Genomic DNA, 23,380 nt, shown 5'->3' with positions numbered 1-23,380 from the left:
ACCATCACTTGACGAGATTGCGTTCGAGGTTTTCCGGCCAGGCGGCCTGCGGATCAAGCCGGACATAGGCCATGCCGGGCAGGCCGGTTTTGACATATTGAATATATTTCTGCAGCAGCTCCTGCGGAATTTGCGCCCGCACCCGGAACGTCAGCTTCTGGCGCTCTTCTTCGGTCTCAACCGTTTTGGGCGTGAATTGCGCGACATCGGCGACGAAGGACACCTTGGCCGGAATGGTGTATTGCGGCGCGGCGTCGAGGATCAGGCGGACATCGGAGCCCATGGAAGTGCGGCCGGCTTCGGCTGTGGGCAGGAAAAACGTCATATAGACATCGCCGAGATCAACGAGGTTGAGAACCCGCCCACCGGCGGAGAGCACTTCTCCCGGCTGGGCGATACGATATTGCACGCGACCGTCGCGGGGCGATTTCAGCGTCGCATCGGCAATGTCCGTCTCAATGCTTTCGATATCGGCCTGCGCCGCATCCACAGCCGCCTCGGCATCAACGATCTGCGCCTTGGCGGCGTTGATTGCAGCATCGGAAGCAGCGAGAGAGGCCTGCGCCGAGGCAAGTGTGGCGCGGGCGGATTGCTCGGCGGCTTCACTGTCGTCGACGATCTGCTGCGACACGGCGTTGCCGGTCAGCAGTTGTTTCGAGCGTGTATTGGTCTTGGAGGCGGAATCGAGTTGCGCCTTGCGCTGTTCCACCACCGCCTGGGCGGAGGTTTTTTCCGCTTCCCGCTGGGCAACAAGGCTGTTGGCGGTATCGATCGCAATTTTCGCGCGGCGAAGCTGCGCTTCCGCCTGACGTTTCCTGGCTTCCAGCTGGGCCGTGTCCATCTGCGCAAGCACTTGCCCGGCCTTCACGAAATCGCCTTCGCGCACCATGATATCCTGAAGGCGGCCCGCGGTTTTGGTGGAGATGTCGATTTCAACAGCCTCGATCCGGCCGTTACTGGCCACAAAGCCGGCGGGAAGTCCCTCCCCCTTCAGCTTTGACCAGGAGAAATAGGCGACACCGGCAATAACCAGAACCACCAGACCAATGAGCAAGCCTTTTTTAGACATCCGTCTTCCCCATGAACCCATCAGGTTTCAACCGTAATACGTAAAAACCGAAGAAGCCAGCCACCATCGCGTTCATAATTCGAACCTGATATTTCCCATATTCAACGGGAGAAAGTCCGGTTCTGGAGCCTGTTTAGGTGAGGAATCGCGGAGAGACTTTGACACATGTCAATCGAATGAAGGGCAAAAGCCCACTTCGTCATGCTCGGGCCTGTCCCGAGCATCTGCTAGCCAACAGTTTTTTCAACGTGTTTGGATCCTCGGGACGAGCCCGAGGATGACGTTTAAATCTGTAGCGGACGGCCAACTGGCAAACGCCACCCGAGGTGCAGTGCGCCAGCCTGCCTAAACGCAGCCGTAGCGTTCTTATACCGCCCGCGCCCGCTTCACTTCCACCTGGGTCCATTCCGGCAGCCAGTCGCGATGCGCCACGAGAAGATCGTCGACCAGCGACCATATCTGGTCGAGATCCAGTTCCGCCGCCGTATGCGGGTCCATCATCGCCGCGTGGAAGATGTGCTCGCGGTTTTCGGTCATCAGCGCCCGCACAGTCAGTTCCTGTACATTGATGTTGGTGCGCATCAGCGCGGTGAGCTGCGGCGGTAATTCGCCGATGAAGGTCGGCTGCACGCCGTTATGGTCGACGAGGCACGGCACTTCCGCCGCGCAATTGGCCGGCAGCGAAGTGATGCAGCCATTGTTGCGCTGGTTGCCGTAGATGACGGAGGGTTCGCCGGTCCAGACGGAATTGATGATGGAGGAAGCATATTCCTTGGATGGCTTGACCTCGATCTTGTCAGCCGAACGATAGGCGGCCGCCTGGCCCTTCCAGCGCTCGATCTGCTCGATGCAGCGCTTGGGATATTCATCGAGCGGAATGCCGAATTTCTCGATCAGGTCCTCGCGCCCTTCCTTGATGAAATAGGGCGTGTATTCGGCGAAGTGTTCCGAGCTTTCGGTGACGAAATAACCGAGCCTCGTCAGCATCTCGTAACGCACCTTGTTGGGGCAGCGCGGGTTCCAGCCGGGTTTTGGCGCACGGCCTTCGCGGTAGCCGCGCACGAGATCGGGATAAAGGTTCCTGTAGCTGCCGTCGGGCTGGCGATGCTCGAATTCCAGGAAAAACGCCATGTGATTGATGCCGGCCGAACGATAGCGAATTTCCTCGTAAGGGATATCGAGATCATGGGCGAGCTCCATGGCTGTGCCCTGCACGGAATGGCAAAGGCCGACCTGGCGGATCGTCGGGTATTTTTCCGCAATCGCCCAGGTGTTGATCGCCATCGGGTTCACATATTGCAGCATGATGGCGTTGGGGCAGACGGCGAGCATGTCCTCGCAAATCTTCCACAGATGCGGCACAGTGCGAAGCCCGCGCATGATGCCGCCGACACCCAGCGTATCCGCAATGGTCTGGCGCAGGCCATATTTGCGCGGCACCTCGAAATCGGTCACCGTGCAGGGCTCGTAGCCGCCGATCTGGAAAGCGACGACGACGAAATCGGCACCGGCAAGCGCCTTTTTCTGGTCGGTATAGGTCTCTGCCTTCGCCTTTGCGCCCAATGTCGAAATCAGCTTGTTGACGACGATGGCGCTTTCTTCCAGCCTCTCGCGATTGATATCCATCAGCGCGATGGTGGCGCCCGAAAGGGCGGGACGCTGCAGCACGTCACCGATGATGTTCTTCATGAACACCGTGGAACCTGCGCCGATAAATGTGATCTTGGGATTTCTTGCCATGTCTACCTCCGGCATTTGGAATTCAAGCGATTTCGAAGGCGGCTCGTACAAGCCGCTGAGTATATTCGGTTTTTGGGTGGGTGAGAACGTCCTCGACAGGGCCTTCCTCAACGATGCGCCCGCTTTGCATGACGATGACGCGGTGGCAGAGCGCGCGCACCACCTTCAGGTCATGCGAGATGAACAGATAACTCAGGCCCCGCTCGTCCTGCAGCTTGCGCAGGAGGTCGATGATCTGCGCCTGCACGGAAAGATCTAGCGCCGAGGTCGGCTCGTCGAGCAGGATGAATTCGGGCTCCAGCGCCACTGCACGGGCAATGGCGATACGCTGGCGCTGGCCGCCGGAAAATTCGTGCGGGAACCGTGAGAGGATGTTGCCGGGCATGCCCGCCGCCTCCAGCGCATCGCGCACCCGGTCCAGTCTTTCGGCCTTGGTTTTGCCAAGACCGTTGATGATCAGCCCTTCCTCGATGATCTGGCCGATGGTCATGCGGGGATTGAGCGAGGCGAAGGGATCCTGAAAAACGATCTGCATACGCGACCGCAAGGGCCGCATTTCGGCGCGGGAGCGGCCATCGACCCTCTCGCCATCAAAAACGATGTCACCGCCCACCGGCTCGTTCAGCCGCAGCAGCGATTGGCCGAAGGTTGTCTTGCCCGAACCGGATTCGCCGACGAGCCCAAGCGTCTCGTGCCGCTTGAGGGTAAGGCCGAGACTATCGACAGCGATCAGTTCCTTGAGTTCCGGTTTGAACAACCCGCCGTAGCGCATCATGAAGGAAACGCGCACACCGCTCGCCGTCAGCAGCACGCCTGAATTCTCAGGCAGCGGTTTCGCCGTGCCATGTGGTTCGGAGCTGAGCAGCTTCTTCGTATAGGGATGCTGCGGCGCTTCGAAGAGCTTTTCCGTGGTGTTGTGCTCGCGCATCTCGCCATGCTGCATGACATAGACGTAATCGGAAAACTGCTTCACGATCGTCAGGTCATGGGTGATGAGCACTACGGCCATGCCGCGCTTCTTCTGCAGGTCACGAATGAGGTTGAGGATTTGCGCCTGCACCGTCACATCAAGCGCGGTGGTGGGCTCGTCAGCAATCAGCACATCCGGATCGTTGGAGAGCGCCATGGCGATCATCACACGCTGCCGCTGGCCGCCGGACAACTGATGCGGATATTGCTTCAGTCGCGCTTCCGGCTCCGGGATCTGCACCTGCCGCAGCAGGTCGAGCGCCCTCGCCTCGGCTTGTTTCCGGTTCAGTTTCGAATGAACGCGGATCGCTTCGACGATCTGGCTGCCGATCGTATAGATCGGGTTCAGCGAACTCATCGGCTCCTGAAAGATCATCGAGATGCGGTTGCCACGCAACGCCCGCCGCTGGCGGCTCGAGAACTTCAGAATATCGTCGCCGTTGAAACGCACGGTCGCCGTTTTCGAGACCGAAGCCCGCTTCGTCAAAAGCCCCATCACGGTGCGGGCCGTGACGGATTTTCCCGAACCGGATTCGCCGACGATGGCAATCGTTTCGCCCCGGTAGAGCTGGAAGGAAATGTCCTTCACCGCCTCCACCGTGCCGTGCTCCACCTTGAAGGTCACGGCAATGTTGCGGGCATCGATAATGGCGTCGTCCTGACGGTCATCGGCGTCGAGGCGGATGACGGGGGCGTAGGCGTTGTTTTGGCTAGCAACCATGGCACGCTCCTCTCAATAGGGATCGACAGCATCACGCAGGCCGTCGCCCAGCGCGTTGAAGGCAAAGACAGTGACCAGCACGAAACCGACCGGTGCGAGAATCCAGGGATAGGAACCGATGACGGAATAGGTCGCGGTATCCTGCAGCATCAGCCCCCAGGAGATCAGCGGCGGCTTCACAGCAAAGCCGAGGAAACCGAGAAAGGATTCCAGCAGCACGACGCTCGGAATATGCAGGGTGACGGCGACGATCACATGGCTCATCACATTCGGCAGAATATGCTGGAAGATGATGCGCCGATCGGTGGCGCCGACGGCAATGGCCGCCCGCACATAATCGATACGCGCCAGCGCCAACGTCTTGCCGCGCACCTCCCGTGACATCTGCGCCCAGCCCAGCGCCGACATGACGCCGACAACGAAGACGAGAAACACGGTAGTCGGCGCGGTGACCGGGATGAGCGATGTCAGTGCGAGATAGAGCGGCAATTGCGGGAAAGCCAGAACCACTTCCACGAAACGCTGCACCCAGGCATCAAGCGGTCCGCCGAAATACCCCGAAATCAGCCCAACGCTGGTGCCGATGACGGTGACAATGGCGACGACGCTGAGCGCGATGGCGAGCGAGATGCGCGAACCGTAGATGGCGCGCGACAGCACATCGCGTCCGAATTTATCGGTTCCGAGAAAATGCACCGGCTGGCCATCCGTCGAGCCGAAGAAATGCCGGCTCATCGGAATGAGACCCAGAAGCTTGTAGTCCGCGCCTTTGACGAAGAAGCCGAGATAGACGGGGTTGTCGTAATCCGGGCCAACGATGGGCTGGAAGGTGATCGGATCGAGTTCTGCGGTTTCCGCCGTTGCATACACGCGGGGGAAAGGACTGACATTGCCGTCCTTGTCAGAAAAACGCACCACCTGCGGCGGCGAGAAGCTGGCATTGGTTTCAAGCGGGTTCATCGGCGCGAAGAAATCCGCGAAGACGGCGATCAGGATCAGCAGCACAACCAGCACCAGCCCGACTATGCCCGTGAAGGAGCGTCTCAGACGCCGCCATACCAGTGCGAGATAGGACTCATTACCCTGCGTGCCTCGTTCAGGCTTGGGGGTGACTGTTGTTTCGTTTTTCACTTCGTCAAACGCCATCATTTCAGGCCCTCCCGAATTCGCGAACGCGTGGGTCGAGCATGGCGAGCAGCATGTCGGCGATGATGTTGCCGACGATCAGCGTCGCGGCCAGCACCATCATGAAGGTCGCGGTGACATAGACATCGCCGACAGCCATGGAGCCCACAATGGCCGGGCCAACGGTCGGCAGTGCGAAGATGATGGCGGTCTCGATTTCGCCACTCAGCATGTAGGGCAGCACGACGCCCTGATACATGACCAGCGGGTGGACGGCATTCGGCACGGCATGGCGCATGATGACCGCACCTTCCGAAAGACCCTTGGCGCGCGCCGTCTCGACATATTGTGCGTTCAGCGTATCGAGCAGATTGCCGCGCATCACCCGCATATTATAGGCCAGCCCGCCGAAGACGGCGATGGCGACCACCGGCCAGACATGGCTGACCAGATCGACGAACTTGCCCCACGACCACGGCGCACCGCCATATTGCGGCGAGAAGAAGCTGCCGATCTCAGACACGTCGAAATGAAACACCATGAGATAGACGAGGATCAGCGCCATCAGGAAGCGTGGGATCGTCATGCCGAGAAAGGCGATGGTTGAGAGCAGGTTGTCGACCCAGGAATATTGCCGTGTGGCCGCCCAGATGCCGAAACCGATGCCGAGAATGGACGCAAGGATGTGGCAGACCAGCGCCAGCGCAATGGTGCGCGGCAGGCGTTCGCCAACCACATCGGCGACCGGCTTGTTGTAATAAAAGCTGTAACCGAAATCGCCGCGCGTCACGATGCCGCCGATCCAGTTGAAATATTGCACGACGAGCGGCTGATCGAGACCGTGTTCGATACGGTAGGCCTGCGCCTGCGCTTCCGCCTGCTCGAAGGACGCGCCGCCCTGGTTCATCAGCTGCGAACGGATGTAGTCGGCATAATCGCCGGGCGGGGCCTGAATGATGGCGAAGGTCACCACGCTCAGGATCAGCAGCACCGGAATGGCGGATGCCACGCGTATCGTCAAAAATCTCAGCATCGAACGGTCTTCCTCCGTTTGGGCGGGCCGTGATGGACAACGGTCCGTCGGGTGCCTCCGGCCGCGCTTCACGCGCGACCGGTACCGGGTATTCTCCGGGAGGAGTTAGTTGATCGGCCCGCCCTCACCCGGCTTGCCGGGAAGCTGCTCGGGGAAGAGTTCGTATTTGCCCTGCTTGTCGGCCGCGACCCAAAGTCGTTCGCGGATGATGGCGTCTTCAGCCCAGTTGAACATGAAGATCGGCGTGCCCTGCGGCACATTCGAGAACCGCTTGTTGACGATGAGCGCGCCGGGGTATTCGGTCAGGCCTACGGTGTAGAGGTTCTGCGTGTAGACCTTCTGATACTGCTTCATCAGCTCCGCACGTTCGGCATTATCCTGCGAGGAAATGAACTTGCGGACGATCTCTGCCATGTCCTTTTCGAACGGCATCAGGTCCAGCTCCTTACCCTCAGGAGCGCGGTGGTTCCAGCTGGTACGCGGGCCGACAGGGGCAAGCTGCTCGGTATTCTGCACCACGGATGACAGCTCGGTGGAATTGCGCCGCACCAGCCAGTCGAACTGCCCGCCATAATGGGCGGCGTCACGCTGGTTGGAATCGAGGCTGTGGATGATGACGCGCAGGCCGAGTTTCGCCATCTGGCCAACGAGACCTTCCGCAAGGCTCTTGTCCGTCGCGTAGCCATTATTGACGAGAAGGGTAATCTCTACATTGCGGCCGCCAAGTGTTTCCTTGGGGAAATTCAGGACGCCATCGCCATCGGTATCCTTGAGGCCGATTGAGGCGAGCGATGCCTTGGCGGCCTCAAGGTTGAAGGGGTAATAGACCGTGGAGGCGCGATCATAAAAGCTGGTGCCCGACGAAATGCCGCCCGGATAGATCGCCGTGAAAGGCCCTTTCACCAGCGAGTCGCCGATCGCCTTACGGTCGAGGGCCGATGTCACGGCCTGACGGAACACCTCGTTGCGGTTCAGCTCACGGATCGCCTGCCCGCGCTCATCCGGATTGCCCCAGCCATTGGCGGAAAAATTCATCTGCAGATTATAACCGATGAGCCGTGGCCCAAAGGCAAGGCGGGCCGGTGCATTGGGATCGGCGGCGCGTTTCAGCGATGCGACGAAATTCTCCGGCTGTTCGAGATTGGAGAAATCGCCCGATCCCGCCACGGCCTGCACGTCACGGTCGGCCCAGGTGGAAAGCTTGTAGTGCACCTCGTTGAGGTAGGGCAGCTGCTGGCCCTTTTCATCAACCTTCCAGTAATAGGGATTGCGCCGCAGCACGATGAGATCGTCAGGACGATAGGTGACCGGAACCCATGCGCCCATGACCGGCATGTTCATATATTCCGGCGGAAAGGCGTTCTTGAACTGGTTATAGGTGTTCTTGGAATATTTCGGATGCTGGGGTTTAAGAATGTGCGACGGCCCGGGGCAGAAGCTCGGATAGGCCATGGTGTAGAGATATTGTTTGGGGAAAGCGGCCTTGAAGGTCCACTCCACCGTATAGTCGTCGATCTTCGTGAGCGTCGTTCCCTCACCGAAAGCCTCGGGCGACGCACCGCCGCCGAGGGGCGAGACGTTGGGATCAACGACGGCATCTTCCCAATAGAACATCACGTCATCGGCGTTGAAGGCTTCGCCGTCCGACCACTTGGCGCCCTTGACCAGATGCATCGTCAGCTTGTGGCCATCTTCGGACCATTCCCAGCTTTTCGCCAGATTGGGCAGCGGTTCCGTGTCCTTGGCATCCACCTGGAAAAGCGGCGCGGTGCGTGTGAGGCATTCGGAAAGCGCAATATCGATGCCGCCCCAACCCTGGCTCTGGCCTGCAATGTAGTTCCAGCCCTCCGGCCTGCCGCCGACCACATGGCGCATGGTGTCACCATAAACGCCGGTGCCATCCGCCATATTGCCCGTCTTGTAGACCAGCGGCTCTTCCGGCAGACGCTCTTTCAGCGGCGGCAGCTTGCCGGTCTTTTCGAATTTCTCGCTCACCCAGTCGGGTTCGCTGTAGCTCGTCAGCGCCTTGAATTCGAGGATGGAGTCGCGCGCCACGTAGTTGATCTTGCCTTCCGCCGGAAACTGCGGCGGCTCCGGCGGCGTGGTGGTCTCGAAGGCATTCGCATTAAGTGCGATCATCGAAACACCGAGACCCAGTGCCGAGATGATACCGATCCTGCGTTGAAGTAACATCGTCATTCCTCCCAAATGGCAGCTCTTCGACCGCCCACCCTCTGTGATCATTCTGACCGGACGGCGAACTCCCTTTCGCCGCCGGCCTGCTTCCATGCTTTTCCTCAAACGGCCTTTTTCAGCGCCGATTTCTCGGCCCGCAACTCCTCTATGGAACGCACGTTGCGGCGCGCGGCCCCCGCCCAATCGCGGGTCTTGACGCTGGATTTGGCAAGCCGTTCCGTCGCCGCCGGCACGGCATCGGCATATTGCGGCAGCCAGCGCGCCTGCGCGACGACCATCTCATCCACCATCTGCCAGACCTCTTCCGGCGTGGCGACGGCGCCCACCAGCGGGTCATGCAGCACCGCAAGTTTCAGGAGATCGATATCGCCGCTCACCGCCGCATGGACTGACATGCGCTGCACGTTTATGGAGGCCATGCAGGTGGCCGCACAGGCTTCCGGCAGCGCGATGCCCGACACCATGTTGATGCCGAAACGGTCGACGAAGCCGGGCGATTCAATGATGGCGTCGGCCGGCAGGTTGCTGATGACGCCATTGTTCTTGACGTTGAAATGGCCGCGATAGACGCGCCCCGTCTCCAGCGCCTCGAGAATATGGCTTGCATGTTCGTTCGAGCGCTTTGCCGGATCAATCGGCTTGGCGGCCGAGGCGAGGAACTGCGGAAACTCGGTTTCGAACCAGTTGCGCGTTTCGGTGGAGTGGCGCAGATACCCGCCGGTTTCACCGTGAATCCAGTCGGACATGTCGATCCAGCGGGCAATTTCCTCCGGCCGCTTGCGATACCAAGGCAGATATTCGGAGAGGTGGCCGTTGCTCTCGGTCGAATAGACGCCGAAACGCTTCAGCACGTCGATGCGCAGCTTCTCCTGCTGCGAGAAGACCGGATGCGCCTCGAAGGCGGCGACCAGCTCTTCCTTGCCGATCTTGCGGCCGTTGAGCCTCAGATCGATGAACCATGTCTGGTGGTTGATGCCGGAGCAGATGTAATCCAGCTCGGACACGCTTTTCGCGCCCAGAATTTCAGCGATCTGTTCCGCCCCGTGCTGCACGCCATGGCAGAGACCGACCGTATCGACCTTGCCATATTCAATGGCCGCCCAGGTATTCATCGCCATGGGGTTGGCGTAGTTCAGGAATTTTGCGCCCGGTGCGGCGACTTCGCGGATATCCTTACAGAAATCCAGAATGACCGGAATGTTGCGCTGGCCATAAAGAATGCCGCCGGCGCAGATCGTATCGCCCACGCATTGATCGATGCCATATTTCAGCGGAATACGGATATCATCGGCATAGGCTTCCAGACCGCCGACCCGCACGCAGCTGATGATGTATTTCGCGCCCTCGAGCGCACGGCGGCGATTGGTATCGGCTGTCACCTTCACCGGGAAACCATTGGCCTCGACGATCTTTTCAAGGATCGCCTTGATCATATCGAGATTGTGCTGGCTGATATCCGTCAGCGCGACTTCAATGTCGCGAAACTCCGGCACACACAGGAGATCGGCGAACAGTTTTTTAGTGAAACCGACGCTGCCTGCGCCAATAATAGCGATTTTGAAACTCATAACGCCACCTCTGTTGCAAATCGAACGGGTGAAACGGGCCGAAGGATCATAAAATGACGCTGCAGAAAAATACCCGTAAGAATCCCGGAAAACCGGCCTTCCTCCCAATTTTTCAGCAGCAATATCCCGCTGGCTGTCTCCTCGGATCGGGATTATGCGTATAAAGACGGAGAGGACCAGAGAAGGATTATGCTTTCATGGGTAATTTTGTGCTGCGCGATTTGATCGATCAGGGGCCCGGCATGCGCACCGTCTCGCTGCCGCGCGGCCGCCAGACGCTGCACACCATGCCGACCAGCAGCGGTTATGAAATCCGCCGAGGCGGGAATTATGACTGGGACGGGCGCAAACGCGGCCAGACGCCCTTCACCGTCCTGCAATATTGCATCGGCGGACAGGGCAATCTGCGTTACGAGAACCGCCATTATGTGGTGAAGCCGGGTGAAACCCTGCTGCTGCTGATCCCGCACAATCACCGCTACTGGCTGGAAGACGGCAAGGAATGGGAGTTCTTCTGGATTTCCATGAATGGCGAGGAAGCCCTGCGCATTCACCGCAACATCCTCGCCGTCACTGGCCCGATCCTCAAGCTCCAGTCCGAAACCGTCGATCACCTTGCCGAATGCTGCTCGCGCCTCGTCAATGGCGCGGAGACGCCGGGCGCCGCGTCCGCCGTTGCCTATGAGGCGGCGATGACGCTTTATGACGATGTCTTCGGCTCGCACCCTTCTTTCGGCGGCGAATATCGCACCCTGCAGCAGGTGTTGAGTTATATAGACAGCCATCTGGGCGAGCGGCTTTCGGTCAGCGACCTTGCGGCGGTGGCCGGCCTCAGCCGCGCGCATTTTTCCCGCATCTTCACGGCGAGCGAAGGCCTGCCGCCGGCTGAATTCGTGCTGCAGCGGCGATTGCGGAGGGCGGCAAAACTGCTGACGACAGCCGGAAATATTCCCGTCAAGGAAGTGTCCGTGCTGTGCGGTTTCGAGGACCCGAACTATTTTTCCAAGGTCTTCCGCAGGCTCTATGGCACCAACCCCAGCGAATTTCGCACCACCGGTATGTACGCAAGCGTTCGGCAGGACGGAACCTGAAGAAACAACTTCCTTTTGCCACGTTTCAGGCGATTAAGAATGGACGGAACAACCTCTTTGGAGACCGGCTGAGGTGAACAGCAAAATCCGCACGATCCTCGTCTTTCCCATCAGGGCAATCATCGTATTTGCCCTGATCCTCGACGGCATTTTCCGGCCGCTTTATCGACCTGTCATCAGGACCATATCCGGCCTGACATTCATCAGGCGACTGGAAAACCGGATTGCCGGATTGCCGCGGCTCGCCATTCTTCTCTGTCTCGCCGTGCCCTTCGCCATTGCCGAACCCATGAAGATCATCGGCCTTCTCCTGATTGCCCACGGTGCAATCAAGACCGGGATCGGTCTGACGATCCTTGCCCATCTGGCAACCTTCCTGATCGTCGAACGCATCTATCACGCGGGCAGGGAAAAGCTCCTCACCTATGCCTGGCTCGCCTGGATCATGCGCTATGTGCGCTTCGCCCGTTCCTTTTACGATCGCGCCAAACTCGCGACCTTGAACTGGATCCGGCTGAGGGTCATGGAATTCCAGAGGTAAGGGCGTAGCCGTTATTTCCGGCGGCGCAGCGTCTTCGAAACATATTCCACAATTGCGGTGGACTGCAACGAAACGAGGATGATGGCGATGCCGAGCACGACGCGGGTTTCCGGCACCTCGTCGAACAGGAAATAACCGACAGCCGTGACGAACAGGATCGAGAGATAGCTGACGGGTGCAAGGACGCTGGCATCGGCGATACGATAGGCCCGCAGGAAGCAATATTGCCCCATCTGCGCCAGAAGCCCGATGGCCAGCAACGGACCCCAGTCGAGCGGCGCAACCGGCTTCCACGTCCAGATCGCCGGAGCGGCAGTGATGACGGCAAGGCCGACGGTATAAAACACCATCATGACCGTGGTGTTTTCCTGCCGCAGCGCCCGGGTCTGGATGACTGCAAATGCGCCGAACACCACCGAAACGAGGACGACGAGCACGCCGGCGTTAAACTCCGCCCCACCCGGCCCGATGACGACGAGCACGCCGGCAAATGCGAGACAGGCTCCGGCCCAGCGATATCGACTCACCCTTTCGCCGAGAAAGGCAACGGCCATCGCCATCGTCACCAGCGGTCGGGAGAAGCCGATGGCGTTGACGGTGGCAAGCGGCAGCAAGGTGATGGCGATGAAATTGCTGGTGAGCGCGATGGCGTTGCAGCAGATGCGGAAGAGGTTGCGCCAGGGATATTTGACACGCAGCATCTCCATCCGATGCCGCCAGATGAGCGGCAGAATGAAGATCAGGCCGATCATTGCCCGGATAAAGACAAGCTGGAAGGCGGGATAGGTAACGCCCTGCGCCTTGACGAGCGCCGTCATTCCACCCGCAACAAGCGTCATGTCCAGCAACAGCCAGCCGATACCCGCGCGCGTATCGGTTTCGCGCGGGTCTTCTCGTTTTTCGCTTTGGCCGTGGCCATTCACGCCGGTTGCACAAGGTTTGCCATGAGGCGGAACGCCCCCGGCACCAGCTTGTCCATCTGGTGGTGCAGCACGAGGCTGGTATGGGTGTGCCGGCCCTTGCCGATGACGCCCGAGACCAGCGCGCCTTTTAGCGGCTGCTCATCGACATCATGCATGGCAAGCAATGGCTCATAGACATCATCCCAGCGCGAGGCGAAATAGAGCCCGCGCTCCTTGTCCCAGCCTGCCCAGTCGGCAGCGTCGATGATGTTGGGGCCGACAAGCAGCGGATGATCGGGCAACAGCACCGTCACCTCCGCCTTCGGGTCCGTTACCCGCCAGCGCAGGGACGGCTTGCCGATTTCAAGACGCCGGACCGGCGTTGTCTCCGGGTTCCATCCATCGGTCGGCCGATGATAAAGCGTGACCAGATGGCCGCCGTTTTCGACAAAACGGTGAAGCTTCTCCGTCGCAGCAGTGAGATCCCTACGGATGCCGAAGGCGAATATGCCGACGACAATTGTCGTGAATGACGAGAGATCGCCGCCGAGCGCCTGCGCGTCGAGTTCGGTAACATCGAGGCCCATGCGCGACAGCCATGAACCGACCCGGTCCGCACCGCCGCCGACATAACCGATCCGCGCGCCCTTGGGCAGCTTGAGGTCCAGCGACAGGATTTTTAGAACGGACGGGGCCAGAAACCGCGCCCGGCCAATATGCGGATAGGCGATAGGGGTGATCTGGAAAGCCGGCTGCGACCCGGAAAACGCCTCAAGCTGTGAAAGCCCCGCCGCGCCCTCGCCTGCACGTTCGGCAATCCAGTCGTCTCCCGATTTTTGCGCATTCCAGCCGCCGGCGCTCCTGAATGACAGCGGTGTATCCGCGCCTTTCACAAGGGCCTGAAACACATGTGTATCCCGGCCTTGTCCCAGCGGAACGAGAAATGCATCCGGCGAAAGTGTGAGCGACTGCGCCGGCGTAACGAAAAACGGTTCTTCCAGATCGAAAAAGGCGGACACCTCCCTGCCTTCCAGTCTTGCAGCCACACGCACGAAACCATGGCCGTTGCCGCCAGCGGCTTTCCAGTCCGGCTGATAGAGACCTGAGACAGCCGCGGTTTGATCGGCCACAAGGGAAAAAACAATCGTTCTGCCAAGTGACTTGACGGATGAAGACACACCACTCGGAAGGACCGGCGTCACCTTGACATCGAAATCGGCCGCCCGGTCGGAAAGCTCAACATAAAGCGATGTTTCACCACCCGGAACGATCTCAGCCGGCTCGGCATAGGCTCGCTCGAAAAGATTAAGCGCGGTCAGAATGGCAGCATCGACTTCGGCCTGCTTGCGCGCGATCCTGTGGCCGTGCAAGTCCGTGAATTCACTTGCCGCGGCTTCATCCACCTTTTGCAGAAGGGCTGCCGCATCAAGCAGTGATCTGGTGATTTCCCGCGTGTGGGGAAAGGCCGCAATCGCCCGGTTGATGGCCTGTTCAGCCTCGACCAATGCATTTTTGGATTCGGCATCCAGCTCCGCAATGCTGGCAAGGGCGGCGAGCGTCGATGGCAGGTTATCGAGGATCGATCCTTCTTCTCGATTGGCGGCGTCAGAGAGTTCAAGATGAAGCGGCCAGAGTTCCTGCGCCCGCTTCGGCCAATGCCCCATTCCCTGCGAGGCATGGTAATAACGTGACCATTCGCCGATCCGGTCATATTCCGCACCGGTCGCCTGCTCCTTGCCGGCCGCATTGATCGTCAGTGTCGTTTCCGGCGGCGGCACTTCGTCATCATAGGTATCGCCACCGCCCGACCATGCCGGAAGGTAGAACTTCGCCACCTTCCAGGGCTTCAGCCCCTCGGAAAAATGCTCAGGGTAAGCGGAAGGATCGGCCGCCAGCGCAATCGCGCTTCTTGCAGCCCGCGTCATGGCGCGGTGATGCCCGTGCTGCCCCGGCACATCGAGAAATGTCGGGATGACGATATCGGGCCGTTCCTTGCGATAGGCCCGCACCAGCCGCTCAACGATGCGCTGCTGCCCCCAGCGGCCGAAGGTCTGGTCGCCATCCTTGGAGAAGCCGAAATCGTGGATCATATCCGCCGGTCCGTGGCCGAGCCAGCTTATGTCGGCATCGATGACACGGGCGGCCTCTTCGAGTTCCCGCGAGCGAATGACGCCAAGCGCGCCCAGTCTTTCCGGCCCCAGCGCGTTCTGCCCGCCCTCGCCGCGTGTCGAACAGGCGATGATGATCCGCATGCCCAGTTCCATGCGGAAATAGGCTAGAAGGCCGTTCTGCTCATCATCCGGATGTGCGCCGGTATGCATGACGGTGGCGGTGGATTTCAGCGCGCTCAGCTTGCGGTGCAGGCGAATGAGCCATGGATCGGCCATCTGCCGTTCGATGCGCTCCCGAGGGGTAAGCATGGGCGGTCTCCTCCAATATTCAGCCCGGCGCCTGTGCTGCGGCTCCCGGGGATGTCTCCAGTTTTGGTGTAACGATGTCGAACAGCGGCAGTGCCGCAGCGCCAAGGGCGGCGGTCAACTGCCCGGATTTGCCGTGCATGACACGCGGCAGTTCCCGCTGCCGCCGGCTTGCGACCGAGGTCGGCAAATCCCCCATGCGCTGAATGATTTCGCTGATGATGACCTCCGGCAGCGCACCGCCGAGGATGACTGTTTGCGGATCGAGAATGTTCTCCAGCATGGCAATCATCGGCGCGAGATGGGCGGCGGCCTCGTCGATCCACTCCATCACCACGGGATTGCCCGCCTTGAACAGGGCGTCAAGATCGTCAAGCTCCGTATCCACGACACCGGCGCTCACGAGTTTCTCCTTCAGCACGTAGACGGACGCATAGGCCTCCAGACACCCTCTTTGCCCACAGGAAGGGCAAGGCCTTCCTTTCGGCGATACGGTGACGTGGCCGATTTCGCCGGCGTTTCCGAATGCGCCGCGATAGGGCGAGCCGTCCTGAATGATGCCAAGACCGATACCGACGCCGAAATAGATCATGCAGAAATTGGGGATCGCCAGCCCCGCGCCGAACAGTCGCTCGCCGACAGCAGCAGCTGTCGCGTCATTTTCCACCACCACCGGCTGGCCGCAGGCATCACTCAGCATCTGGCGGGCATCGATGCCGCCCCAGCCGGAAAGGGTCGTTGGCCCCACCGATGTCATGCCATCGATCTCAAAAGGCCCCGGCATGACGACGCCGGTGCCGAGCAGTCTGCATCCGAGATTTTTCGCAACAGCCGCATGCTCGGCGGCAAAGGCCTTGAATATGGCCTCCGGTGTGGTGTCCTTAAGCGGCGTGACGCGATGGGTGCGCAGCGCTCCGGCAAGATCAAGGCCGACGGTGACCATATGGTCGGCGGCGATTTCCACACCGATCGTCGCGCCGCCATCCGGATTGACGGCGAACTGGATCGGCGGCTGGCCCCTGCCGGTGCGGCGGCGGCCGAGTTCCTTCAGCAACTCCTCACCCACCAGCTCATCGACGATATTGGCAACCGCCTGGGCTGTCAGATGGGTGATCTTGGCGATCTGGGCGCGGCCGAGCGATCCGTGCCGCCTGACGAGGTCGAGGACGACTCGCCTGTTATGCTCGCGGCTCCGCTCAGGATTTTTTCCGATTGCTACGGGATAGGCATCCACCGTGTGCACCGTCATCTCTTCAATTTCCCCGTCCCATAGAAAATTCATAACGTCCAAATGACGATAAGCGCAATATAATAATTCAAGTAAATTATCTTATTGACAAATGCCCGTGTTCGGAGAACCGTAGAGGACGACCGGGGGTCAGGCTCACATGGGGGACGGGACAGGAAAATTCCCGTTGCCGGCCGAGTCAATGAGTGCGCGCGAAAGTGCGGATAAAGGGAACGATCACTCCGCATCCGGAAGACCGGACGGAGGAAATGGAGGGTTACATGCGCAGGGCAACTCTGTTCGCCGGCTTGGTCGCCGGTTTCAGCACATTTGCATTCAACGCCGCGCAGGCGGTTGAAATCGAATATTGGCAATATGTCTTCGACACACGCGTAAAGGCCATGGATGAGCTGATCGCGGAATTCCAGAAGGCCAATCCTGACATCACCGTCAAGCAGGTGACCTTTCCTTACGCCGATTACCAGACGCGCGTCATCGCCGCCAATCTTTCCGGCAAAGGCCCTGACGTGATGCAGCTGTTCTATGGCTGGCTGGACAAGTTCGCGGCCGGCGGCATCCTGCAACCGCTGCCTAAAGATGCTTTCCCGCATGACAAGATCGAGAGTGAATTCTTCCCGATCGTCAGCGCCATGAAGCGCGGCGATGACTATTACGGCCTGCCGACGGCGGTTCGCTCGCTGGCGCTCTTCTACAACAAGAAGCTCTTCACCGAGGCCGGTCTGGACGCTGCCAATCCGCCAAAGACGCTCGACGAATTTGTTGCCGCGGCGGAAAAGATCGCCAAGCACGACGCCGCCGGAAACCTGACGGTCGCCGGCTCCACGCTCGACATGGGCGGCCAGGATCACCAGTGGTGGCGTGAGATCCTCATTCGCCAATATGGTGGCGAACCCTACACCGACAACGACCAGAAGGTTACCTATAACAGCGAGGCCGGCGTGCAGGCGCTGAAATTCTACACCAGCCTGCAGCTTGAAAAGAAAATCGGTCAGGTCGGCTTCATGGATGAAGGCCAGGCCGCGTTCCGCGCTGGCAAAGCCGGCATGACCATCGACGGCACCTTCCGGTTGGGCTCGTTCCGCACCATCAAGGATTTTGAGTGGGGCGTGACCGAACTTCCCACCAATGACAAGAATATCCGCTCCAACTATGCCAGCTACTTCGCCAACGGCATCAGCGCCAAGACAACAGGTGAAGAGTTTGAGGCCTCCAAGAAGTTCCTCGCCTATATCTCCTCGCCTGAGGCCATGGCGATCTGGCTGAAGACGGTGGGCGAATTGCCGGCGCGGCGCTCAGCGGCGCTGACCGAAGAAAACCTGAAGGACCCGATCTACGCACCGTTCCTGAAGGGTCTGGAATATGCCCATACAACGCTGTTCATGGATGAAGCCGCCCAGCGGCAGAACGCCATCGACATGACCAACCGGGTCCTGCTCGAAGGTCAGTCGGTCGAAGATTCCATCAAGCAGGCCGCCGAGGCCGAGCAGGAAATCATCGACGCGGCGAAACCCTGAAAACCGCAGGTTCAGACATGACAGCGATAGATCAACAGGGGGCGGCATCCGGCCGCCCCGGCGGCTCCTTCGGAGATCGCCTTTCCATGCGTACCAAACGGCTTTTGTGGATCTGGAGCTTTTTGGCAATCCCGATCCTGTTTTACAGCGTCATCCGTTTTTACCCGACGCTGCAGGCCTTCTACCTGTCCTTCACCAACTGGGACCTGCTGCGGCCGGCAAAGTTCATCGGCATTGCCAACTACGTCAAGCTGTTCAAGGACCCGCAATTCTGGAGGGTGTTCAAGAATACCTTCACCTATCTTATCGTCGGCACGCCGATCAGCCTCGTGCTGGCTTTCGTCATTGCCTTTTATCTCGACCGGGTGCGCATTCTGCACGGTTTCATCCGCGCGCTTTATTTTCTGCCCTACCTGACCACCGCAGCGGCGATGGCCTGGGTCTGGCGCTGGTTTTATCAGCCGCCGCCCATCGGCATCATCAACGACGTGCTCGGCATGATCGGCATTCCCCAGCAGCCATTTATCCGCTCCACCGATCAGGCGCTTTATTCCGTCATGGTAACGGCCATCTGGGCGGGGCTCGGGTTCCAGATCATCATCTTCATGGCCGGCCTGCGCGCCATTCCAACGACTTTCTACGAAGCCGCCCGCATCGACGGTCTGGGTGAATGGGCGATCCTTCGCAAGATCACGCTTCCGCTTCTGAAACCCACCACCGTTTTCCTTGTCGTGTTTTCCTCGATCGGTTTCCTCCGTATTTTTGACCAGGTCTATAACATGACAACCAACGATCCGGGCGGGCCGCTCGGCTCCACCAAACCGCTCGTGCTGATGATCTACCAGACCGCATTCAATTCCTATGCGATGGGTTATGCCGCTGCGCAGACGGTCGTTCTTTTCACCATTCTTCTTGTCGTGTCGCTGGTCCAGCTCTGGGTGCTGAGGGAAAAGAAATGAGCGAAGCCTTGCCACTCTCCCACGCCCGCATCCGCCCCGGCCGCATCATCGCCTGGACGCTGCTGTTCATCGGCGGCCTGATCATGGTTTCGCCGCTGCTGTTCATGTTCGCGACCTCGTTCAAGACGGCGGATCAGGTCTATGATCTCAGGCTCATTCCCGCAGCACCGACAATTGCGAACTACATGACCGTGATGGCCGATGGCCGTTTCCTGCGCTGGTTCTTCAACTCGACGCTGGTTGCGGTCCTCGTCACCGTCTCCAACTGCTTTTTCGACAGTCTGGTCGGTTATACCCTGGCGAAATTCGAGTTTCGCGGACGCTACTTCATCTTCCTCGCCATCCTCTCGACGTTGATGATACCGACAGAAATGCTGGTCATCCCGTGGTATCTGATGTCCAGCCAGCTGGGCTGGCTCGACAGCTACTGGGGCATCATGTTCCCCGGCATGATGACGGCTTTCGGCACCTTCCTGATGAAGCAGTTTTTCGAAACGGTTCCGAACGACTTTCTCGAGGCAGCGCGTGTCGATGGGCTGAACGAGTTCCAGATCTGGTGGAAAGTCGCCCTGCCACTGGTGACACCGGCGCTTTCCGCACTCGCGATCTTCACCTTCCTCGGCAACTGGACGGCATTTTTCTGGCCGCTGATCGTCACGACAAGCAAGGAACTTTACACCCTGCCAGTCGGGTTATCGAGCTTCGCCGTGGAACAGCAAATCCAGTGGGAAATGATCATGACGGGCGCAGCCATTGCGACCATCCCCACCCTCATCGTCTTCATCGTCCTGCAACGCTACATCGTGCGCGGTGTGATGCTGGCGGGTCTGAAAGGATAATATCATGGCCGATATCAACCCGCGCCTGTCGGATACCAGCAAGTTTCCCGATCCTGTCTACAAGGAAACGGTGCTGCGTCCGCTGTTCGACGGCGCCAAGAACCACCATGTCGACGGTTTCCGCCGCATAGACCGCGCCCATCTGGTCATGTTGCGCGAAACCGGCATTCTCGATGCCGAAACGGCGGCCAAAATCGCCGGCGCGCTTGAAGACATCGACAGGACCATCGAACCATCTGAGCTCGTCTATACCGGCGATGTCGAGGATTTCTTCTTCCTGATCGAGAAGGAGCTGAAAGCCCGCATCGGTGTCGATGTCGCCGGCCGCCTTCACACGGCGCGTTCGCGCAACGATATCGACCACACGCTGTTCAAGATCGGCCTCAAGGACAAGATCGACACGCTCACTGCCAAGGCGCGTGTTCTGCTGAAAGCGCTGATCGATGCCGCCGAACGCAATCAATCAACCCTGATTGTAGCTTATACGCATGGGCAGCCGGCCCAGCCCACCACCTTCGGCCACTATCTCTCCGCCGCCATCGAGGTACTGATCCGGGATATCGATCGCTTCGCCGAGGCCCGCCGCATCGTCGATCTCTCGCCGATGGGCGCTGCCGCTATCACCACCTCGGGCTTCCCCATCGACCGTGCACGCGTCGCTGAATTGCTGGGCTTTTCCGCGCCGCTGCGCAATTCCTATTCCTGCATCGCCGCCGTGGATTATACGACGGCGACCTATGGCGCGATTGAACTGATGTTCCTGCATCTCGGTAGGCTTATTCAGGATTTCCAGTTCTGGACGAGTTTTGAGGTCGGCCAAATCTATGTGCCAAATTCGCTGGTGCAGATTTCCTCGATCATGCCGCAGAAGCGCAACCCGGTGCCGATCGAGCATTTGCGCCACCTCGCCAGCCAGACATTCGGTCGGGCGCGGACCATGCTTGACGTGATGCACAACACGCCCTTCACCGACATGAATGACAGCGAAGGCGAAACGCAGGGCATGGGTTATGAAGCCTTCGCCTCCGCCGGCCGGGTGCTCGATCTCCTCTCCAGCCTCGTCGGCCAGATCAGCATCGATCCTGAAAGGGTCGACCAGAACATTCGCCGTTCCTGCATCACCATCACGGAACTGGCGGATTCGCTTGTCCGCATCGAAGACCTGTCATTCCGGCAGGCTCACGAAATTGCCGCAACCGTCGCCAAAACCGTCGTCGCGCTGAAGGGCGATCTGCCCAATGACGGTTACCAGCCGTTTCTTAGGGCTTTCAGTGAACTGACAGGACGCGAGACGGGGATCAACGAAGAAAAGTTCAGGGAGATCGTCTCGCCGGAGCACTTCGTCGCGGTGCGCAGCCGTTTCGGCGGCCCGGCGCCTGAACCGATGCGGGAGGCGTTTGCAGCCTATCGCGGCAAGCTTGGTGCATTTGAGGCTGAGGCACAACAATCCACCAACCATGAAGCGGCGAAGGCCGCCGAACTGGCAGAGAAATTCACCGCCCTGACGGGAGCGCGATAATGGCGACAATCGAACTCAATCAACTCGTGAAGCGCTACGGCAAGGTCGAGGCGGTCAAAGGCATAGATCTGGCCATTGAAGACGGCGAATTCGTCGTTTTCGTCGGCCCCTCCGGCTGCGGAAAATCCACCACGCTGCGCATGATCGCCGGGCTGGAGGAGATTTCCGACGGCACGCTGAAGATCGCCGGAAACGTCGTCAACGAGAAAGAACCGAAACAGCGCAACATCGCCATGGTCTTCCAGAACTATGCGATCTACCCGCATATGACGGTTCGCCAGAATATCGGTTTCGGACTTTACACTGCAAAACTCGACAAGACGGAAAAGAACCGACGCATTGAAGAGGCCGGCCGGGTACTGGGGCTGGAGGCCCTGCTCGACCGTCGTCCCGCGGCCCTGTCGGGCGGCCAGCGGCAGCGCGTCGCCATCGGTCGTGCCATGGTGCGTGATCCCGCCGCCTTTCTGTTCGACGAGCCGCTGTCCAATCTCGACGCCCAGTTGCGTTCGCAGATGCGCATTGAAATCAAACGCTTGCATCAACGTCTTAAGACGACAACCGTCTACGTCACCCATGATCAGGTAGAAGCCATGACCATGGCGGATCGTATCGTGGTGATGAAGGACGGCCATATACTGCAGGTCGGCACGCCGACGGAACTTTACGAAACGCCTGTCGATGTATTTACCGCCCGCTTCATCGGCAGCCCCTCGATGAACCTGTTGCGAGGGACCAAAACAACCAGCAGCGTTGCACTCTCCGCCACGGGCGAACTTCTGATCGGCGTCCGGCCGCATGATCTGCTGGTCGGCGAGAATGGTGCTGCACAGGGAACGTTTACGCTTGAGGGAACGGTAACGGCTGTCGAGCCGCTCGGGCCGGAGACGCTTGTTCATCTGGACACCGACACCACCTCGGTGATTGCCACCGCCAGAGGCAAATCCATCCCCGTTGTCGGCAGCCGGTTGCAATGCCGGGCGGAAGCAGGTTCGCTTTATCTTTTCGATGCCAAAACGGAAAAGCTTCTGGGCCGCGCATGATGACAACAGAAAAAGCAGCCGTCATCAGCGTCGGCCGGATCTATTGCGACCTCATTTTCACCGGGCTCGATGAATTGCCCGTGCTCGGCAGGGAACTGTTTGCCCGCGACATGGAAATTGCCGCCGGCGGCGGAGCCTTCATTGCCGCCGCACATTTTGCCCATATAGGCCGTCCGGTTGCGCTGCTGGCGAGGCTCGGCACCGATACGTTTTCGCGCGATATCGGCGGGAAAATGGCGCAAAGCGGCGTGGACCTGCAGTTTCTGGAACATGCAACAGATGCCGGACCGCAAGTCACGGTAGCGACAGTGGTTGGTCAGGACCGGGCATTTTTGACGCGCCGCGCCGGTGCGGCCCGTCCGTCAACACTGGATGCCGCCTTTGCGTGGGACAAGGCACGGCATCTGCACATTGCCGAATTCGCTACCCTGCACGAGGTTCCCGATCTCGTCTCGCGCGCCAGGGCGAGCGGATTGTCAGTCTCTCTCGACCCGAGCTGGGATGCAGCGCTGATCTACGACAAAGGCCTGCTCAGGGCCTGTGCCGGCGTCAACGTGTTCTTGCCCAATCTCGAAGAGGCCGAAGCGATCACCGGTCATTCTGACCCGGAAACAGCGATCCGCGCCCTATCAGAGACGTTTCCCGTCGTGGCATTGAAGGGCGGCGCGCAGGGTGCGTGGGTTTCCTCTCAGATGGGGCTGCAGCATATGGCAACCCAGAAAGTGCCGGTCATCGACACAACTGGCGCAGGCGATGCCTTTAATGCCGGTTTTCTTGATGCATGGCTTCAGGGGCAGGATGAGCAGCAATGCCTCAAAGCCGGCGTCGCCGCTGGCAGCCTTGCCGTGCAGGCGGCTGGCGGTGCACCAAGGGTGACCGCCGCTTGAG

18 protein-coding genes are annotated in these 23,380 nt (G+C 59.6%); 8 read left to right on the top strand and 10 right to left on the bottom strand.

All coding sequences use genetic code 11. The annotated features are described in order from the left end of the window. Nucleotides 1–4 precede the first annotated feature (4 nt). The 7 genes from FCH38_RS21140 to FCH38_RS21110 all read right to left on the bottom strand — a co-directional run bounded on the left by FCH38_RS21140 (nt 5) and on the right by FCH38_RS21110 (nt 10,421). The gene (locus FCH38_RS21140) at nt 5–1,069 is read right to left on the bottom strand and encodes an HlyD family secretion protein (RefSeq protein WP_153516066.1); all 1,065 of its coding nucleotides are present in this window, start codon (nt 1,067–1,069) and stop codon (nt 5–7) included. A gap of 366 nt (nt 1,070–1,435) precedes the next feature. Further along, on the bottom strand, nt 1,436–2,809 hold the full coding sequence (locus tag FCH38_RS21135; RefSeq protein ID WP_153516065.1) for an alpha-glucosidase/alpha-galactosidase: 1,374 nt from the start codon (nt 2,807–2,809) through the stop codon (nt 1,436–1,438). 22 nt (nt 2,810–2,831) lie between these two features. After that, nucleotides 2,832–4,499 (bottom strand): ABC transporter ATP-binding protein, encoded by a 1,668-nt coding sequence (locus FCH38_RS21130; protein WP_174375051.1) that lies wholly within the window; start codon nt 4,497–4,499, stop codon nt 2,832–2,834. A 12-nt stretch (nt 4,500–4,511) separates the two neighbouring features. Continuing rightward, nucleotides 4,512–5,648: an ABC transporter permease gene (locus FCH38_RS21125; protein ID WP_174375050.1), complete on the bottom strand. Its 1,137-nt coding sequence runs from the start codon at nt 5,646–5,648 to the stop codon at nt 4,512–4,514. A 1-nt stretch (nt 5,649) separates the two neighbouring features. After that, nucleotides 5,650–6,657 (bottom strand): ABC transporter permease, encoded by a 1,008-nt coding sequence (locus FCH38_RS21120; protein ID WP_153516062.1) that lies wholly within the window; start codon nt 6,655–6,657, stop codon nt 5,650–5,652. 105 nt (nt 6,658–6,762) lie between these two features. Beyond that, nucleotides 6,763–8,850 (bottom strand): ABC transporter substrate-binding protein, encoded by a 2,088-nt coding sequence (locus FCH38_RS21115; RefSeq protein WP_153516061.1) that lies wholly within the window; start codon nt 8,848–8,850, stop codon nt 6,763–6,765. A gap of 104 nt (nt 8,851–8,954) precedes the next feature. Continuing rightward, the gene (locus FCH38_RS21110) at nt 8,955–10,421 is read right to left on the bottom strand and encodes an alpha-glucosidase/alpha-galactosidase (RefSeq protein ID WP_153516060.1); all 1,467 of its coding nucleotides are present in this window, start codon (nt 10,419–10,421) and stop codon (nt 8,955–8,957) included. 197 nt (nt 10,422–10,618) lie between these two features. On the opposite strand from FCH38_RS21110, the gene FCH38_RS21105 reads away from it, so the two are divergent. Together FCH38_RS21105 and FCH38_RS21100 are read left to right on the top strand one after the other, a co-directional pair. After that, nucleotides 10,619–11,512 (top strand): AraC family transcriptional regulator, encoded by an 894-nt coding sequence (locus FCH38_RS21105; RefSeq protein ID WP_153516059.1) that lies wholly within the window; start codon nt 10,619–10,621, stop codon nt 11,510–11,512. A 73-nt stretch (nt 11,513–11,585) separates the two neighbouring features. Further along, nucleotides 11,586–12,053: a hypothetical protein gene (locus FCH38_RS21100; RefSeq protein WP_174375049.1), complete on the top strand. Its 468-nt coding sequence runs from the start codon at nt 11,586–11,588 to the stop codon at nt 12,051–12,053. 11 nt (nt 12,054–12,064) lie between these two features. On the opposite strand, the gene FCH38_RS21095 is transcribed toward FCH38_RS21100, so the two are convergent. The 3 genes from FCH38_RS21095 to FCH38_RS21085 are packed head-to-tail and all read right to left on the bottom strand — an operon-like array spanning nt 12,065 to nt 16,621. Further along, the gene (locus FCH38_RS21095) at nt 12,065–12,976 is read right to left on the bottom strand and encodes an EamA family transporter (RefSeq protein WP_174375048.1); all 912 of its coding nucleotides are present in this window, start codon (nt 12,974–12,976) and stop codon (nt 12,065–12,067) included. Further along, nucleotides 12,973–15,375: a PIG-L family deacetylase gene (locus tag FCH38_RS21090; protein WP_153516058.1), complete on the bottom strand. Its 2,403-nt coding sequence runs from the start codon at nt 15,373–15,375 to the stop codon at nt 12,973–12,975. The genes FCH38_RS21095 and FCH38_RS21090 overlap by 4 nt, the downstream gene beginning before the upstream one ends. A gap of 19 nt (nt 15,376–15,394) precedes the next feature. Next, a complete protein-coding gene (locus tag FCH38_RS21085) occupies nt 15,395–16,621 on the bottom strand; it encodes an ROK family transcriptional regulator (protein ID WP_153516057.1) in 1,227 nt (408 codons plus the stop codon). 248 nt (nt 16,622–16,869) lie between these two features. Between FCH38_RS21085 and FCH38_RS21080 the strand changes: the two genes are divergently transcribed. From FCH38_RS21080 to FCH38_RS21055, 6 genes are read left to right on the top strand one after another with little or no spacing between them, the layout of a single operon-like run. Then, nucleotides 16,870–18,135 carry an extracellular solute-binding protein gene (locus FCH38_RS21080; RefSeq protein WP_174375096.1) on the top strand — a complete coding sequence of 422 codons (1,266 nt, stop codon included), beginning with the start codon at nt 16,870–16,872 and terminating at the stop codon, nt 18,133–18,135. Between the two features lie 17 nt (nt 18,136–18,152). Continuing rightward, on the top strand, nt 18,153–19,094 hold the full coding sequence (locus tag FCH38_RS21075) for a carbohydrate ABC transporter permease (protein WP_174375047.1): 942 nt from the start codon (nt 18,153–18,155) through the stop codon (nt 19,092–19,094). Continuing rightward, complete coding sequence (locus tag FCH38_RS21070; RefSeq protein WP_149900977.1) at nt 19,091–19,933, top strand: carbohydrate ABC transporter permease; 843 nt, start codon at nt 19,091–19,093, stop codon at nt 19,931–19,933. The genes FCH38_RS21075 and FCH38_RS21070 overlap by 4 nt, the downstream gene beginning before the upstream one ends. 4 nt (nt 19,934–19,937) lie before the next feature. Next, on the top strand, nt 19,938–21,452 hold the full coding sequence (gene argH / locus FCH38_RS21065) for an argininosuccinate lyase (protein WP_174375046.1): 1,515 nt from the start codon (nt 19,938–19,940) through the stop codon (nt 21,450–21,452). After that, nucleotides 21,452–22,492, top strand: a complete 1,041-nt coding sequence (locus FCH38_RS21060) for an ABC transporter ATP-binding protein (RefSeq protein WP_153516054.1) — start codon at nt 21,452–21,454, stop codon at nt 22,490–22,492. Before argH ends, FCH38_RS21060 begins: the two co-directional genes overlap by 1 nt. Further along, the gene (locus tag FCH38_RS21055; protein ID WP_174375045.1) at nt 22,489–23,379 is read left to right on the top strand and encodes a carbohydrate kinase family protein; all 891 of its coding nucleotides are present in this window, start codon (nt 22,489–22,491) and stop codon (nt 23,377–23,379) included. The genes FCH38_RS21060 and FCH38_RS21055 overlap by 4 nt, the downstream gene beginning before the upstream one ends. Nucleotide 23,380: the final 1 nt, after the last annotated feature.

The sequence above is a fragment of the Agrobacterium tumefaciens genome (assembly GCF_013337285.1).
GTDB classification, from domain to species: Bacteria; Pseudomonadota; Alphaproteobacteria; order Rhizobiales; family Rhizobiaceae; genus Agrobacterium; species Agrobacterium burrii.
Note: the sequence above shows the minus strand (reverse complement) of the source record. Positions and strands in the feature narration are given on the sequence as shown.

Excerpts from the sequence above, each read along its gene's own strand:
- FCH38_RS21080 (WP_174375096.1), top strand. The coding sequence starts at position 16,870 with ATGGAGGGTTACATGCGCAGGGCAACTCTGTTCGCCGGCTTGGTCGCC.
- FCH38_RS21075 (WP_174375047.1), top strand. The coding sequence starts at position 18,153 with ATGACAGCGATAGATCAACAGGGGGCGGCATCCGGCCGCCCCGGCGGC.
- FCH38_RS21110 (WP_153516060.1), bottom strand. The coding sequence starts at position 10,421 with ATGAGTTTCAAAATCGCTATTATTGGCGCAGGCAGCGTCGGTTTCACT.
- FCH38_RS21115 (WP_153516061.1), bottom strand. The coding sequence starts at position 8,850 with ATGTTACTTCAACGCAGGATCGGTATCATCTCGGCACTGGGTCTCGGT.
- FCH38_RS21055 (WP_174375045.1), top strand. The coding sequence starts at position 22,489 with ATGATGACAACAGAAAAAGCAGCCGTCATCAGCGTCGGCCGGATCTAT.
- FCH38_RS21105 (WP_153516059.1), top strand. The coding sequence starts at position 10,619 with ATGGGTAATTTTGTGCTGCGCGATTTGATCGATCAGGGGCCCGGCATG.
- FCH38_RS21130 (WP_174375051.1), bottom strand. The coding sequence starts at position 4,499 with ATGGTTGCTAGCCAAAACAACGCCTACGCCCCCGTCATCCGCCTCGAC.
- FCH38_RS21090 (WP_153516058.1), bottom strand. The coding sequence starts at position 15,375 with ATGCTTACCCCTCGGGAGCGCATCGAACGGCAGATGGCCGATCCATGG.
- argH (WP_174375046.1), top strand. The coding sequence starts at position 19,938 with ATGGCCGATATCAACCCGCGCCTGTCGGATACCAGCAAGTTTCCCGAT.
- FCH38_RS21120 (WP_153516062.1), bottom strand. The coding sequence starts at position 6,657 with ATGCTGAGATTTTTGACGATACGCGTGGCATCCGCCATTCCGGTGCTG.
- FCH38_RS21135 (WP_153516065.1), bottom strand. The coding sequence starts at position 2,809 with ATGGCAAGAAATCCCAAGATCACATTTATCGGCGCAGGTTCCACGGTG.
- FCH38_RS21070 (WP_149900977.1), top strand. The coding sequence starts at position 19,091 with ATGAGCGAAGCCTTGCCACTCTCCCACGCCCGCATCCGCCCCGGCCGC.
- FCH38_RS21125 (WP_174375050.1), bottom strand. The coding sequence starts at position 5,648 with ATGATGGCGTTTGACGAAGTGAAAAACGAAACAACAGTCACCCCCAAG.
- FCH38_RS21085 (WP_153516057.1), bottom strand. The coding sequence starts at position 16,621 with ATGACGGTGCACACGGTGGATGCCTATCCCGTAGCAATCGGAAAAAAT.
- FCH38_RS21140 (WP_153516066.1), bottom strand. The coding sequence starts at position 1,069 with ATGTCTAAAAAAGGCTTGCTCATTGGTCTGGTGGTTCTGGTTATTGCC.
- FCH38_RS21060 (WP_153516054.1), top strand. The coding sequence starts at position 21,452 with ATGGCGACAATCGAACTCAATCAACTCGTGAAGCGCTACGGCAAGGTC.